At 53.7% G+C, this 13,901-nt stretch carries 14 protein-coding genes; 2 read left to right on the forward strand and 12 right to left on the reverse strand.

All coding sequences use genetic code 11. The features are described 5' to 3' along the window. Position 1: 1 nt before the first annotated feature. The 5 genes from ABLV17_RS22950 to ABLV17_RS22970 all read right to left on the reverse strand — a co-directional run bounded on the left by ABLV17_RS22950 (position 2) and on the right by ABLV17_RS22970 (position 4,601). A complete protein-coding gene (locus tag ABLV17_RS22950) occupies positions 2–1,228 on the reverse strand; it encodes a DotU family type VI secretion system protein (protein ID WP_161799899.1) in 1,227 nt (408 codons plus the stop codon). A 17-nt stretch (positions 1,229–1,245) separates the two neighbouring features. Further along, positions 1,246–2,589 carry a type VI secretion system baseplate subunit TssK gene (tssK, locus tag ABLV17_RS22955; RefSeq protein ID WP_308958971.1) on the reverse strand — a complete coding sequence of 448 codons (1,344 nt, stop codon included), beginning with the start codon at positions 2,587–2,589 and terminating at the stop codon, positions 1,246–1,248. Between the two features lie 24 nt (positions 2,590–2,613). Then, positions 2,614–3,120, reverse strand: a complete 507-nt coding sequence (gene tssJ, locus ABLV17_RS22960) for a type VI secretion system lipoprotein TssJ (protein ID WP_101704605.1) — start codon at positions 3,118–3,120, stop codon at positions 2,614–2,616. 24 nt (positions 3,121–3,144) lie between these two features. Next, positions 3,145–3,639, reverse strand: coding sequence for a hypothetical protein (locus tag ABLV17_RS22965; RefSeq protein ID WP_015366552.1), 495 nt, complete (start codon positions 3,637–3,639; stop codon positions 3,145–3,147). 647 nt (positions 3,640–4,286) lie between these two features. After that, positions 4,287–4,601, reverse strand: coding sequence for a DUF2502 domain-containing protein (locus ABLV17_RS22970; RefSeq protein WP_087860815.1), 315 nt, complete (start codon positions 4,599–4,601; stop codon positions 4,287–4,289). Between the two features lie 280 nt (positions 4,602–4,881). On the opposite strand from ABLV17_RS22970, the gene ABLV17_RS22975 reads away from it, so the two are divergent. After that, positions 4,882–6,165, forward strand: coding sequence for a glycoside hydrolase family 10 protein (locus ABLV17_RS22975; RefSeq protein ID WP_032715566.1), 1,284 nt, complete (start codon positions 4,882–4,884; stop codon positions 6,163–6,165). Between the two features lie 73 nt (positions 6,166–6,238). Here ABLV17_RS22975 and ABLV17_RS22980 read toward each other — a convergent pair whose 3' ends face one another. Further along, a complete protein-coding gene (locus tag ABLV17_RS22980) occupies positions 6,239–7,216 on the reverse strand; it encodes a nitronate monooxygenase (protein ID WP_213316099.1) in 978 nt (325 codons plus the stop codon). Between the two features lie 162 nt (positions 7,217–7,378). On the opposite strand from ABLV17_RS22980, the gene ABLV17_RS22985 reads away from it, so the two are divergent. Continuing rightward, positions 7,379–8,263 (forward strand): LysR family transcriptional regulator, encoded by an 885-nt coding sequence (locus ABLV17_RS22985; RefSeq protein ID WP_308958970.1) that lies wholly within the window; start codon positions 7,379–7,381, stop codon positions 8,261–8,263. Positions 8,264–8,310: 47 nt separating this feature from the next. On the opposite strand, the gene ABLV17_RS22990 is transcribed toward ABLV17_RS22985, so the two are convergent. From ABLV17_RS22990 to ABLV17_RS23015, 6 genes are all read right to left on the reverse strand, one after another. Further along, on the reverse strand, positions 8,311–8,859 hold the full coding sequence (locus ABLV17_RS22990) for an RNA polymerase sigma factor (protein ID WP_015366547.1): 549 nt from the start codon (positions 8,857–8,859) through the stop codon (positions 8,311–8,313). A gap of 17 nt (positions 8,860–8,876) precedes the next feature. Beyond that, a complete protein-coding gene (locus ABLV17_RS22995; protein ID WP_308959194.1) occupies positions 8,877–9,299 on the reverse strand; it encodes a hypothetical protein in 423 nt (140 codons plus the stop codon). A 109-nt stretch (positions 9,300–9,408) separates the two neighbouring features. Then, on the reverse strand, positions 9,409–10,362 hold the full coding sequence (locus ABLV17_RS23000) for a hypothetical protein (protein ID WP_308959193.1): 954 nt from the start codon (positions 10,360–10,362) through the stop codon (positions 9,409–9,411). 66 nt (positions 10,363–10,428) lie between these two features. Continuing rightward, a complete protein-coding gene (locus ABLV17_RS23005; protein WP_045366070.1) occupies positions 10,429–11,535 on the reverse strand; it encodes a DUF4056 domain-containing protein in 1,107 nt (368 codons plus the stop codon). 66 nt (positions 11,536–11,601) lie between these two features. Next, positions 11,602–12,555, reverse strand: a complete 954-nt coding sequence (locus ABLV17_RS23010) for a hypothetical protein (RefSeq protein WP_221694444.1) — start codon at positions 12,553–12,555, stop codon at positions 11,602–11,604. Positions 12,556–12,569: 14 nt separating this feature from the next. After that, the gene (locus ABLV17_RS23015) at positions 12,570–13,694 is read right to left on the reverse strand and encodes a BamA/TamA family outer membrane protein (protein ID WP_308959047.1); all 1,125 of its coding nucleotides are present in this window, start codon (positions 13,692–13,694) and stop codon (positions 12,570–12,572) included. Between the last annotated feature and the right edge of the window lie 207 nt (positions 13,695–13,901).

Consider the following 13,901-nt stretch of genomic DNA (forward strand, 5'->3'; position numbering starts at 1 on the left):
CTTAATTTCCTTGGGGCAATCCGTTCAGCTCAGCCCGGGTATTATCGGGCGACACCAGCAGAGTAATTTCCACACGGCGGTTACGGGCACGGTTCTCAGGAGTGGTATTCGGCGCGATGGGGTTCATTTCCCCTCGCCCTTCGGCTTTTACGCGTTCGGGCTGCGTCAGATGATTTTGCAGCTGTTTTTGTACCGATCGCGCGCGTTCCAGCGACAGTTCGTAGTTCGAGGCAAAGCGCGCGCTGCGGATAGGCACGTTATCGCTATAGCCGACTACCAGAATGCGTCCGCTGACGTTGTTCATCGCTTGCGCAATGCGGTCAATGACCGGGTCGTAGCGATCGCGCACCACCGTTGAGGCCGAAGCAAAGAGCCCGTCGCCTTTGAGGATCACCACGCTGCGGTCCGCTTCATCACGTACCGCAACCAGCCCTTCGGCAATTTCCGGGCGCAGAAAACCTCGTAGGTTAAGTACCGCCGGCAATTTTTCCGCCGGCTGAGCAATCGACGCTTCCGGCAACGGCGTCTGGTAAATTTTCGCCAACACCGGGTTGGTGGCATCGCCAAGCCGCCAGTTAAGAATGATATAGAACAGACAGGCGGCGAACCCCGCCAGCGCGACGCAGGCCCATAGCGGCACCACCGGACGCCACAGTTTACGCAGCACCGGGCGATCCTCGCCGTGAACCGATAACGGCGGTGCGTAGCCGCCGCGTACGCCGCAAATCATCTGCCACAGGCGCTGCTTGATGGTTTCCAACTGCGTGCGGCCGTTATCCATTACCCGGTAGCGCCCTTCAAAACCGAGCAACAAACAGTAGTTGATCAGTTCCAAAAGATTGATGTGTTCGCGTGGATTCTGCGACAGGCGCGCCAATAGCTGGAAGAACTTCTCCCCGCCCCAGGTTTCGTTATGAAAGGTCACTAAAAGACCACTGCCCGACCAGACGCCGCTACTCCCCCATGGCGTTAAGGCCGCCGCCTCGTCCAGTGCGGTACACAGGCAGTAACGAGCGCCGACTATCACCTCGTAGGGTAACCCCGCCTGCTGACCGCGCACTTCAAAACGGCGGATTTCATCAATCAAACGCTGGCGCAAACCGGCCTGGTCATCGTGCGATACCGAATGACGGATCTGGGGAATCGCATTTAGCAATGGGTTGGCGGCCGTCACCAGGGGATTATTGCCGCTCACGCCATGACTGGCAGCGGCCTGTTGTTCCTGCATCATCAACGCTCGCTTTCTTATTCCGACGGGCTACGGATAGCCCAAAATTCCATATCCAGGCCGGGGAACTCGCCTGCCAGATGCAGGGCGAAGGCGCCAGATTTCTCCATGTCGTTCCACAGCTCGCCGCCCTTTTCGACTGCAAAGTAGTTGTAACCGGCATGCCACGGAATTTGCGGCGGCGCGGCGGGCATAGCGCGCAGGATCAAACCCGGTAGCTGTAGTTGCACCAGATCGCGAATTTTGCTCACCGGCGCGACTTTCATCTGCGCCGGGAAGTGCGTTTGCAGAACATCACCTGGTACGCTGGCTTTAACCGCCAATACGAATCCGAAATCACGCACCATGCTGCTCTCGGGTACCGTCGCGATGTTCAACCCATGCGATCGTTCTATCAGCGGTAGTTGGATGGCGTTGTCTTCCATTACCTGTGATAACCCCTGGCGCAGCAACAGCATCAGTTTGCCGAAGCAGCTCGCGAGATCGTCATGATCGTAAATCGGCAGCGCAGCATCCGGACCGCGCTGCGCCATCCAGGTCGTCAGCTCGGCGGCGAACGGCAGCCAGCTATTCCACAATGACTCGGGATGAACTAACGGCAGCGTTTTGAGATGTGAGAGATGGCCGAGATGGCGATTGACCAGCGCAAGTAGAGTGAACTCAATTAATTCGGAAGTATTAAAACGCCCCGGCTGTCGGAGCCGGCTGCCGATTTGCTGGCTACGCTGCGCCAGCAGACCATGCAAGTCGTTGATCATCGCGTAAATCAAAGGATGATTGATGCCGTTAAGCATCGGCGGGATGTAGCCATTATCGAGTTTTACGGCGTTATCGTTGCGCTTCTCGGCGATGAACGCCACGCCGATAGCCGTCCACTCGGCGGTCAAATCCTTTTCCAGCATCAGGGTGAGCCGCGGGCGGGCAAACTGCACGGTGGCATCGCCGACCGACAGCGCATTGTCATCTTCCACATCCTGTTCAAACGCGGTAAATCGCGCCAGCGAGTCTTTTTCCTCGCTGAAGATAACCTCTTCCCGACCGCCGCGACGAACCGGCAAGGCCAATACGACTTTTTCGCCAGCGATGTTATCCGGGATCTGCAACGGCGCCGGGCCCTGACGAGCATCGCGAAACTGGAAGAAAGTCCCATCCGGCAGCAGGCCGCTGGCATAGCTCAGGGCAATACAGCCCTGACGCAGCATCGCATCATCAAGTTCAATCTCAAGAAAACCCCATAGCCAGGAGCGCTGTAATCCGCCCCATTCGCGAATTTGCGTTTGCAGGTAGCTTTCTGCCCGCTGAAAGTGATGCGGACGCAAAAACATACCTTCGGTCCAGACCACCTTTTCTGCTTTATTCATACAAATTTCCTGTTAGGGCTCGCGCTATTGCTGCACGACGCGGATCCCGTTAACGTCAAGATATAAATTGGCTTGCAGTTGATCTGCCGACAGTTTCCAGAACTGCCAGAAAGGGGTTTCGCCAGGCGTTGGCAGAGGAAGAGAAATGCGCCACTTTTTACCATCCAGAGATTGGTATTCCGCCATCACTCCGATATAACGCGCCTCCGGCGAGCTTTGCCCGCTGAGTTTTTTTGCCAGTTGCCCCGGCATCAGGAAAAATTCATCGCTGTTCAGCAGGTTGCCGGCGAGAACTTTTTGCGCGTTATTTTGTAAGGAGTAGAAATCGGCGGACATGAATTCCGCGTCGGATTTCAGCACTAACACTCTGACCTTTAATGGCGCAGAGCTGTTAATTTGCGGGTGGGCCTGGAACTGAAGATTGTATCGGGCAGGGTCGCTGTGTGAAGACGAACCACATCCACTAACCAACGTAAAAAGAAACAAATAAAACGCCAGCATGACCTGGCGTAAAAGAGAGTTATTATTCATACGGTGTCGCTCGTAAAGGCGGGATTAATCCAGAATCCAGGTACCGTTATTGCCGTTTTTGCAGGCTTTGGTATTTCCGTCGACGCTCACGCAGGTCGCTTTCTTACGCGCCTTCGGGCGCTTCGACTGTTCACGGACCGTTTTATCATACAGCTCACTTTTGACAACGGCATTGGCCGGAGCATAGCCAATTAAATTTTCCTGACCTTCATTGGCTAACGCTATCCAGCCGTCCTGGGCCTGCCCCAATGCAATATAATTAGCACCTGGAACTAATTGCACAATCACTTTGCCGCCATACCCTGCCTGGCTCATTACCGCGGCGGAATACAGCGCGCGATATTCTGCGTTAATCGGGGTAAATTCCGTTGGAGGAACAACAATATGGCGATGGGTCAAATTGACGCCGTTAACCTGCGTGGTTTCAATGGTGTCATCGGTAATTTGCGGCTTCGGCGGCGCTTCGCACCCTGCCAGTGAAACCGCAATCATAGCGGCTAAAAACACTCGCGTTTTCATATGCTTTTCCATTGCAATGCTATTATTTTCTTAAGGGTTATCCCTGCTTGAATAACAAGTCTGAATATCCTTAATCACTGTGCGTAAAAGGGTTCCAGCTGTGATATGGCCATAGCTACCGCACGAATCTTCACCGCAGTGGATCCCTTTATTACATTTCATTAACTATCACCACACAATTTTACAGATCGATCGTGTCAATTCAATACGCAATTTCGCCTCGTAGTTATGGGTGGTTAGCGTATTTAAATTTTTAGGATTAATCTCACTCGCTCTTTTAGCGCAGAAAGTCGAACAATCGCCGAAAAAGTGTAATACCAGAGACCATACAAAAGAAAGTGTAATTTAACCATGTGATTTAAAAGATATATTTAATTATTTTGCAAATCGGATTTTTCATTCGCTGTGAATATGGAATAGTCTTAAAAAACATTTCGCGGTAAATTTGCCCACCAATCTTGGTAGGCTATTTTTATTTTCATCAGGTAATACTGATGCTGTAAAAAATCAAAGTGATATTTGACATTATTGCGGGAGGCTTCTAAAGACAGTTTACGCAAACCATCGACAGCAGCGAATAATGAGTTGAATCTTGAGGGGTGAATTGCAGTAGCTAAAAAACGGAGCCTGATGGCCCCGTTAATGTTTTAGTGATGATGCTTCTTGTGATGTTTATAGTATTCTTTCTCACGCTTCTTCGCATCTTTACGACCGTCGTGGTAGCCCTTCTCGTAGGCTTTACGCTGTTTTTTCTCTAGCTTTCGCCAGTGCTTGTCGCGATATTCATAATGACGATGCCAGTAGTCTTTATCACGCCAACGGCCGCCGTCCCAGTAATGACCGTAGGAATCCCGGTCGCCTATCTGCAGTTTAATAGCCGGTAAAAGCGTAATCTCCTCGGCCTGGGTGACGATCGGTGCGGATGCCAGCAAAACGGCGGCCAGCAATAATATTTTTCGCATCGGATTCTCCTTAGCTGTGCGTCTCGTAATATGTTGTAACACAACTGACCAGCTAATTATCCAGGTTAATTCTGCTTTTTCAGCTAACTGCTGTGAAAGGTTGTCGTTAGTTCTGCACGTTACGCGTACAGATACCAGACAAAAGGCATTTTCTTTTTCTTTGCATCGGAGCGCGGCTTGCCCTGGTGGGGGAATCATAAGACAATGTGATTTTTCAAGCGTCTACATGCCTACGGGAGTAATGATTATCGCTTCTCGTCGCCTTCTCTCCGTCACCTGCATGACCCGGCTCGGCGCGGTTGCTGCCGCCGTATTGCTGCTCGTGACTTGCACCAGTAAAGCGCCAAAATCGCTGGTGACCGCCAGCAAACCGCCCGTTACGCAAAAATCGGCAAAAAATCAGCAGCCAGTACGCGGCGTTTGGATCACCACGGTTTCCCGTCTCGACTGGCCGCCGGTGGGTTCAATTATCGCCAGTAGCCCGGAAAGCCGCATCAGCCAGCAGAAGCTGGCGCTGATCGCCAAACTCGACAATCTGCAACGCCTGGGCATCAATACCGTCTTCTTCCAGGTCAAACCGGACGGCACCGCGCTGTGGGATTCCCACATCTTGCCGTGGTCAGACATGTTGACCGGCAAAATTGGCGAAAATCCCGGCTACGATCCGCTGCAGTTTATGCTCGATGAAGCGCATAAACGCGGGATGAAAGTTCACGCGTGGTTCAACCCGTATCGGGTATCGGTTAATACCAAACCCGCTACCATCGCCGAGCTTAACCACACCCTGACTCAGGTCCCCGCCAGCGTATTTGTCCTCCACCGCAACTGGATACGCACCGCCAGCGATCGCTTTGTGCTCGACCCTGGGATCCCGGAAGTCCGTGACTGGATCACCAGTATCGTGGCGGAGGTGGTGCAAAACTATCCCATCGACGGCGTGCAGTTTGATGACTATTTCTATACTGAGACGCCGGGATCGACGCTGAACGATAATCAAACCTATCAGCGATATGGCCAGGGTTATGCCTCGAAAGCCGACTGGCGGCGTCACAACACCCAACAGCTGATAGCGCAGGTCTCACAGACCATCAAGAAACTCAATCCGCAGGTTGAGTTTGGCGTCAGCCCGGCGGGGGTATGGCGCAACCGCTCCCACGATCCGGCCGGCTCTGACACCCGCGGCGCGGCGGCTTATGATGAGTCCTATGCCGATACCCGCAGTTGGGTTCAACAAGGGCTGTTGGATTATATCGCGCCGCAGTTGTACTGGCCGTTCGCCCGCGACGCCGCGCGCTATGATGTGCTGGCTAAGTGGTGGGCCGATGTCGTGAAACCCACTCACACCCGGCTCTATATCGGCGTGGCGCTGTATAAAGTCGGCGAACCGTCAAAAAATGAACCAGACTGGATGGTCGACGGCGGCGTGCCGGAGCTGAAAAAACAGATCGACCTCAATGAAACCACACCGGGTATTCAGGGGACGATTCTGTTTCGTGAAAACAACCTTAACCAGCCGCAAACCCAGCAGGCGGTTCAGTATCTGCAGCAGCGCTGGGGTAGCTAATTCCGGCTATCACCCTCCCCGTTGTCGCAAACGGGGAGTTTCTGTTTTCCGGGTGATAGCGCGGGAAGGCAGATTAAACCGTCAGTTCTTCCACCACTTCCGCTACGCTCTTGATCCGCTGAATACTGCCGATGCCGGTTCCCAGTGAAATGTAGCCTTCGTCAGTGTTGCCCTCCAGCATACCAATTCGCAGACCGCGTAAACCGCCCATTTCCGCGGCTATGGTTTCATTACTGGCGCCGGATTTATCTAACGCTACCAGTCTGGCGGCTAATTTGCCCGGCAGCGAACGATAGTAATCCGGCAATGTGCGAAATAGCTGCAAATCCAGGCCGTTAGCTTGCACGATCATCTCTTTCACCGATGGCGGCACGCGGCTCTCGGTAGTGCTGATAAACACGGAGCCGGCAAATACCCCCTGCGCGCCCAGCGCGTGGGCGGCCCTGGCGGTGCGCCGGTCGGTAATCCCCCCAGCCGCCAGCACTGGCACACGCTTCACCGCATCAACAATCAATGGCACGATTGAAAACGTCCCTAGCGCCGTTCCCGGAAGCGTTCCGCCTTCGTCGAAGCCGGTGGCGACAATAACATCAGCGCCCATCTCCTCGGCCTCGCGGCTGTTTTCCGGTGTTGGGTTAATATCACGATAAATAATGCTGATCCCGGCCTGCTTAAGCGTGGCAAACAGCGAGGGAATGATAGCTCCTTGACCATAGCCGGTATAAACCACCGCTTTAACCCCCTCTTCTTTTACTACTTCTACAATCGGCGGCGTCCAGATATCGTTTTCAACCGTCGGAATGAGATTGACGGCAAAAGGTTTCTCGGTGAGTAATTTCGTTTTACGGATCTCTTCACGCATCTTTTCTGCCGTTTCCTGCGGCGTCGTGACGACGGTTTGCGCGGTTAAACCCGCATTCGGCCCTAATACGCCAAGCCCGCCGGCATTACTGACTGCGGCGACTAACCGGGCGTCGGTTAGCCAGGATAGCGGCCCCTGAATGACAGGTTTTTCAATACCGAGAATATGGCTAACAGAATGGTTTTGCATGATGCGGCTTCCTTAGTGTGTTTTCTGGCGCTTAGCGCTGGGATGACGCCACTGTAGGCCGCTTTATTGTTGGGAAAAATAGTAAAAGTTATCCTTCACTGTTATTAAATAAGTAATAATCAAAGTGAAATACGATGTTGTCATCGGAGCACATTGGCACAAATGAACTTAAATCTGTTTGAATCTATTAAGATTTTTATCGAGATTATCGAGTCTGGCAGCTTTACGCGCGCCGCCGAGAATCTGCAGATCCATCGCCCGGCGGTCACGAAAGCGCTACAGCAGCTTGAGCAGCACTGCGGCGTTCGGCTTCTGCAGCGTACCACCCGACAGATCCACCTCACCCCTGATGGCGAGGCGTTTTATCGTCGTAGTAAACCTCTGCTGGCGCAGGCCGACGACCTTATGGAATCTTTCGCCCCGCAGCGTCCGCTACGTGGTCAACTGCGCATAGATATGCCTATCGCTCTGGCGAAGTTAGTGGTCGTGCCGAATCTCCCCGCCTTTTATCAGCAACATCCGGAGATTGAAATTGTGCTGAGCAGCTCCGACCGGCGGCGGGATATGCTTCGCGAGGGCCTCGATTGCGTCCTGCGCATTGGCGAGCTTGAAGACGGTGACTATATCGCACGTCATCTCGGTACCGTCGGTATGAAAACCTGCGCCAGCCCGGCCTATCTGGCGAAATACGGCGTTCCCGTAACCCTTGACGACCTGCGGCATCATCAGGCGATCAACTGGCTGAATAACAGTAATCATCAGACCATGCGCTGGGTGTTTCAGACTGACGCCGGGCAGCAGAACATTTCGCTAGCGGGTAAACTGGTGGTGGATAATTCAGAGACTTACATCGCCGCTGGCCTTGCTGGACTCGGCATTATGCAGGGTCTGGATCTTTTCCTTCACCCCTGGTTGAAAAGCGGCGAGCTGGTTGAAGTCCTGCCGAATAATCCGGTTCCCTCCAGGAAGTTATCGCTTATTTATCCCCATCGTCATGTTTCGCGCAAGGTGCGCGTCTTCGCCGAGTGGCTGGCGACAATGTTATAGAAATACAGATAAAATAAAGCCCGGCGCTATCTGCCGCCGGGCATGAATTAAGGCGCGGTAAGTTCATCGTAAAGCGTTCGCAAACGGCTGCGCAGAAACAGCACCGCTTTGTGTTTACGCGACAGCCACGCCTGCTCGCTAGCGCCGCTCTCTGCCGCCAGCTCCCTGTAGCTATAGCCCTGCAGCTCGGTTTTCTCGAAGGCTTCACGCTGCAGCGGCGGCAGCTCCGCCAGCGCCTCGGTTAAAGCCTCCCACAGCAGTTCTTTAAGATAGGCTTCCTCCGGCGTCTGCGCGACGCCAAACAACGTTTCCGCCAGCTCATCCTCGGCAAAGCCGCCATCGCCATCTTCATCAGTATCGAATGTTAATGGCAACTCGCGCTTCTTACGCGACCGGTCGGTCATTTCATTACGCGCCGCCCGGAATAACCATGCCGCCACGTTCTCCACCGGTTGCTCGACCTTCATCAGTTGCAGGGTGACTTCCTGCAGGATGTCATCGGCATCGTCACGTACGGCGGTTCTACCGCGAATAAACGCGCTTAAACGCGCACGACAGGCGGCAAGCGCAGACAGCAGCCGTGATTCCCCCGCCATCGCGTTGTTTACCTCGTTCACTCGGCATCCGGCGCTTTCGCCGATGGGTTATCGTCAGTCGGTTGCCCACCGCGACGTTCATGCCAGCCGCAACGGCCGCGATGTCCGTGGCGGCCGAAACGTTGGGCAAACTCCTCTCGCTGCTCCGGGGTCATGGTCATCCAGCGTTCATGCATGCGTCGACGCGCCTGCGCCATACCAAACATACCGCGATGAAAACCTAAACCGCCAAACAAGATACGGCACAGCGCCAGTAATCCCAAAGCCTGCCAGAAACCGATGCTTTTCACCCCGAAGATAGCTGGCAGCAATGCGTTCCATAGCGACATCACGACCAGACTCAGCACCACAACAATCACCGCGCCGATAATCAGCGGCCGCGCCATTCTGTGACGTCCAAAACCCTGGTGATGATGCCCGCGTCGTTCAAAATCTCTCATCGTCAATTACCTCATAAAAATGTATGTATCGAGGTAGACGAATCAGCGAAGAAAATATTGCCAATAAAAATGAAAAAAATAGCGCAATCATGAAAACGGGTAATATCACTCAGAAACTCATCGCTAAACCGAGGCCATACCCTTCGGTGTTATTACCGAACATATAGCGGGCCACCAGTCGGGTACGGGTGATAAATACCGGATACTGGCTGCTGTCGAGCTCCAGGCCAATGCCGAGCGAACTCAGGCTATCAAAACCGAGTTCACCGCGCTGGTCGCCAAGATAGATAGTATGAGCCCCTTCCAGCACGTAGCGCACCGGGCTTTTCAGCAGCGTCCAGTCGGCTATCGGCGCGCGTCGACGAAGGTAGATACCCAGATTTTCGGCGCTGGCCTGCCCCTGGACCGCTTCTGATGTGCTACCGAAGGTTTGCAAATTCATCGCGGAATAGCGCGCTTCTATGTCAATATCCTGCGTTTTGGAAAACAGTTCATAATCAAGCATTAACGACCCGCCCAACCCATAAGCGTTCAGTCGCCCACCATCGAGGAAGCGAATATCGGCATCCGTTTTACGTTCGAGCGCCCAGCGACCGAGGCGTGCATCGCTGGCCATGGTGCCCAGCATCAAATTGAAGATAGGCCGTAGCACCAGTTTTCCGCCCCATCGGTCCTGATACAATGGAAAGTCCCAGCCGACGCCGCCGGTAGCGGTCAGACTGTTCCATTTGGTGGGAATGGTACGGCTCTGGGCACCATCGCTGACCACAAATTGCGGATCGTAGCGACTGTAACCGAGGGTGCCTTCCAGATAGAGAGGAAAGCTGTCGCTCAGCGTTGCGCCGCCGCCGAATTGGGTGAGGGTTAGTTCGTTTTTCTCATTCGCGCCGGAGCCAATATTCAGATCGCTGGCGGTAACGTCAGGTACCACGGTGTAACTCATTAAGGTGAGCACCGCGTCCGCGCGCTGCTTTAGCCGACTGCCGTCCAGGGCATAGCCTGCCTGGCTGACTAATAGCACCGCCAGCAGTAGCCAGGACGCGCGCGGAACGACAAATACCATGGTCTGATGCTACCTCAACGGGGGGATTCGTTTGATTGAGTATAGCCAGCAGCGTCCAATCGTTAGTTATTTTTCAATACGCTGCAGCTGAATGGCATCCGCCTGCTGCGCTTTATCAGCGAGCTCCTGGAACTGCTGCGGAGAATAAAAATTATGCGGCGCTGGCAGCGACTGCATATCCTGCCCCGGATGGATTTGCAGTTGACCCAGTTCCGCGAGCGTAAACCCGGCAACTTCCTTTGGCATCGTCAGGCGATACGGCGGCGTGCGTTCAAAAGGAACCGGCGTTGGCAGGCGATTTTCGCTGAGATCGTAATTCCGCTTCAGCACCAGAAATTTATCCGGCACTCGCCGTTTACTGTTCCACCAGTCGCCGTCGACTTCACGGAACATCCTCTCGGTCTCACTTTGCGGCGCGACCAACAGTTTGACCAGCGCCTGTTTTAACGCCGCTTCCATCGCCCGGTTATAAGCATCGACTGAACCGGCTTGCCCTTGCAAAATGACGTTAATCGCCAGACGCGCACCAAGCAGATTGGAATAGAGATCTTCCGGTGAAAAAGCGGAAATTTCTTCTGAAAAACCCGGAACCGACTGGAAACCATACCATTGGGCGATCTCATGCCATTGCGCAATTTCGAAGGCCAGATGGCCGGCAAGCCACGCGGCAATGGTATATCGCTGCGGCATTGAAGCCGGCGGCGTAAAGGCATTTAACTGGACGCGGCGTACGCCCAGTTCCTCGCTATAAAAGATGCGTCCTGACTGCCCCAGCGTCGGGTAAATTCGGCTGAATAAATAAAAGGTGTAATCAGCGGTATCACGCACATGGGCAATATCAATAAAGCCGCCGCGGCGGGTATAAATAAGGCCATTGTGCTCATCGCTTAAGCCAACCAGATTTTTGACCGCGCCGAGCGCGCTATCGTTGTAATGATGCTCACCTAAGGTATCGAGCGTCAGCACATTACCAATCTGATAAACCGGGATCGGCACGCCAATGGCACGCACCCGCAGATCGAAACCGAAGGCGCAGCATGGGCGCAGCGATTCCGGCGGCGATAGTTCACCCACTACCGGGCTGACATGGTTAACGGGAATCGTCGGTAATACCGGGTCCTGGGCAAATACCGAAAAAGCAGCCGCCAATAACCACCACAAACTCTTACGCATCAAAAGCGTTCTCCATGACACAAAAACAGCGCGCATCATACTCGCCGATGGCTACACGCCGTTAAGTCAAAAACGGTATTCACCGGCGACAAAGAAACTATTGCGATCGTTAAAGCCAAATTCGGTCAGAACGTTGAAGTTACGCGTGATTTCGTACTGGGCGCCGATCAGCATATTCCATGGTGAAGTGAGTTTCTGTTTGACATCAAACTTGCCGTCGCCGTCTTTATTGACCGCGGCAATCAATGGCTGCAGCTGTGGCGGCATATGCAAATCGGCCAGGTTGCCTTTAAATTCCTGCTGCACATCCTGATACATACTGCCGACCCACACGCTGAGATGCGAAGGGCCGGAAATCCCCTGAAGGTTGAAGCGATAGCCAACGCGAGGTGACACTGTCACGGCAGAAATACTGCCGTCGAGAATATCGAAATCGGTGCGGGTGTAGTTTGTATCGACGAGGGCAAACCAGTTCTCATAGCCGCCAGCCAGCGTGAACCCGCCCCCCCAGGTGGTACCTTTGAAATCGAGAACAAAATCGATATTTTGCAACTCGCCACTTTGATTAAGGTTATGCACCGCGCCGGCGATGATGCGATCCAGACCGCGGTATTGCGTTGGGTCGGCATCGACCGACACATTCGACACCGACGAACCGCGGGTGTGGCCTAAAATCCCGTAGACATTAAGGAAGGGAAACACCCACATATCGAGACGAAGATTCTCGGTTTTGCTCTTCTCCCGCGTGTGCCCGGCATCAATGGCGAACATATCGCTGGGGATCGGATGGTTACCCAGCTTCAGTCCGGAAAAGGTGATGCTGTCGACCATAATATCCTGGCGCATATTCATATAGCTGAGATTGACGCCAAACGGCAGCGGGATGGAATAACCGCGGGCGCGGGCTTCGTCTCCCCAGATGGGAAAGTAGCTATCACTGTCGTCAATTTCCGCCGCACAGGCATTCCACACGGCGCCAGAGGTCAACAGCAGCGTCATGACGGTTATTTTCCATCTCATTTTTATTCGTACCTTTACAGTCCGGAACCCACGTTAAAATAGACCGCCTGTTCGTGTTCGCTAAATGCGACATCGACGCCGGTAAATAAACCATACTGACGGGCGACCAGATAACGAAACCCGGAGCCCCACGCCACTTCGGTTTGCTGCCACAGCGACCCCGCCTCATCGCTCGCGCTGCCGATACCGACAAAACCTTGCAGGATCCAGCGCGGCGCAAATTGCCAGGCCAGTTGCGTCTGGGCGACAGCGACATAATCGGCCTGATAGCGAAAACGCGAGATGCCGCGCAGTTCGATGTAAGGCCGGGCCATTGGCGTTAGATGCTTGTCATGATGAGTCAGCGACTGATAATTTGCCGCCAGCGCCAGGGTTAAGGTCGGCGCCAGCGGTAGAAAGTATTTACCATCCAGCGACAACTGATTGTAATGATAGTCGCCGCCGAGAAGAGCGCGGTAAAAACGGTACTCGCCCTGCAGTGATAACCCTTTCTTAGGGTAGAAAAAATTATCAGTGGTGTCATATTCCGCCACCACGCCCAAGGCCGAAGAGGTGCTGTTTTCCCCCATCACCCGCTGCCACACCTTGTTGATCAGCTGATTGTCCGCGGTCACATCGGTGTGCGCATAGAATTGCGAGGCGCCAAGAAAAACCGGTGAATCCCCCACGCGGAATAACAGCTTTTGTAAACCGCCAAAGCCTTTGGTATGGGTTTGCACTGCCACATTTTTGTTAAACCCGGCAATGTCACCGGAGTAGATATCGAGATTCACATTGGCGTAACCCGCGCCAACCAGATAACGAATACTGTCGTGATTCCAGGTATGACGATGCGCGGCGCCGATGAACCAGGTCCCATTTTGCGTCCCACCACCGCCGAACCCGGTCAGCGCCGGTGGAATAAAACGATCGCCCTCGCGGGAGCCTTTACCATGCAGAAATAAACCAAACAGACCGCCGCCGTAGCCGATAGCCGGCTCGGTAATCATCACAGGTACCGGCAGAAAACCGTACGGGTTATCCTGCAGATACTGGCTCATATCGAGCATGCCGTCTTCAGGGTCGAATAATTGCGCTGCGATAGACGCGCCAGGCGCGAGGGCAAGCATCAGTAAAAGAGTAAGGCCTGCCAGCTTCATGCGGTCTCCAGCACTGACGCATTCATAAGAGGATATTAATGTAATGTGCTAAAAATATATCGTAAGCCCTTGTTCTACGCCAACTTACCCTCTCCTTACTTTGCTTATTTTTGGATAAAAAAGCGTGGTTAATCACACAAATTGATAAATGTTATTTATCGATCCGTCCCATCGCTCCTTAAAAGTGACGGCGTCACAGATATCGCC

Origin of the sequence: Klebsiella sp. CN_Kp091 (genome assembly GCF_040065095.1) — a bacterium.
In the GTDB taxonomy this organism is placed as follows: Bacteria; Pseudomonadota; Gammaproteobacteria; order Enterobacterales; family Enterobacteriaceae; genus Klebsiella; species Klebsiella aerogenes.

Bases quoted from the DNA above. Each gene is read 5' to 3' on its own strand.
- ABLV17_RS22950 (WP_161799899.1), bottom strand. From the start codon at position 1,228: ATGCAGGAACAACAGGCCGCTGCCAGTCATGGCGTGAGCGGCAATAAT.
- tssK (WP_308958971.1), bottom strand. From the start codon at position 2,589: ATGAATAAAGCAGAAAAGGTGGTCTGGACCGAAGGTATGTTTTTGCGT.
- tssJ (WP_101704605.1), bottom strand. From the start codon at position 3,120: ATGAATAATAACTCTCTTTTACGCCAGGTCATGCTGGCGTTTTATTTG.
- ABLV17_RS22965 (WP_015366552.1), bottom strand. From the start codon at position 3,639: ATGAAAACGCGAGTGTTTTTAGCCGCTATGATTGCGGTTTCACTGGCA.
- ABLV17_RS22970 (WP_087860815.1), bottom strand. From the start codon at position 4,601: ATGCGAAAAATATTATTGCTGGCCGCCGTTTTGCTGGCATCCGCACCG.
- ABLV17_RS22975 (WP_032715566.1), top strand. From the start codon at position 4,882: ATGACCCGGCTCGGCGCGGTTGCTGCCGCCGTATTGCTGCTCGTGACT.
- ABLV17_RS22980 (WP_213316099.1), bottom strand. From the start codon at position 7,216: ATGCAAAACCATTCTGTTAGCCATATTCTCGGTATTGAAAAACCTGTC.
- ABLV17_RS22985 (WP_308958970.1), top strand. From the start codon at position 7,379: ATGAACTTAAATCTGTTTGAATCTATTAAGATTTTTATCGAGATTATC.
- ABLV17_RS22990 (WP_015366547.1), bottom strand. From the start codon at position 8,859: ATGGCGGGGGAATCACGGCTGCTGTCTGCGCTTGCCGCCTGTCGTGCG.
- ABLV17_RS22995 (WP_308959194.1), bottom strand. From the start codon at position 9,299: ATGAGAGATTTTGAACGACGCGGGCATCATCACCAGGGTTTTGGACGT.
- ABLV17_RS23000 (WP_308959193.1), bottom strand. From the start codon at position 10,362: ATGGTATTTGTCGTTCCGCGCGCGTCCTGGCTACTGCTGGCGGTGCTA.
- ABLV17_RS23005 (WP_045366070.1), bottom strand. From the start codon at position 11,535: ATGCGTAAGAGTTTGTGGTGGTTATTGGCGGCTGCTTTTTCGGTATTT.
- ABLV17_RS23010 (WP_221694444.1), bottom strand. From the start codon at position 12,555: ATGAGATGGAAAATAACCGTCATGACGCTGCTGTTGACCTCTGGCGCC.
- ABLV17_RS23015 (WP_308959047.1), bottom strand. From the start codon at position 13,694: ATGAAGCTGGCAGGCCTTACTCTTTTACTGATGCTTGCCCTCGCGCCT.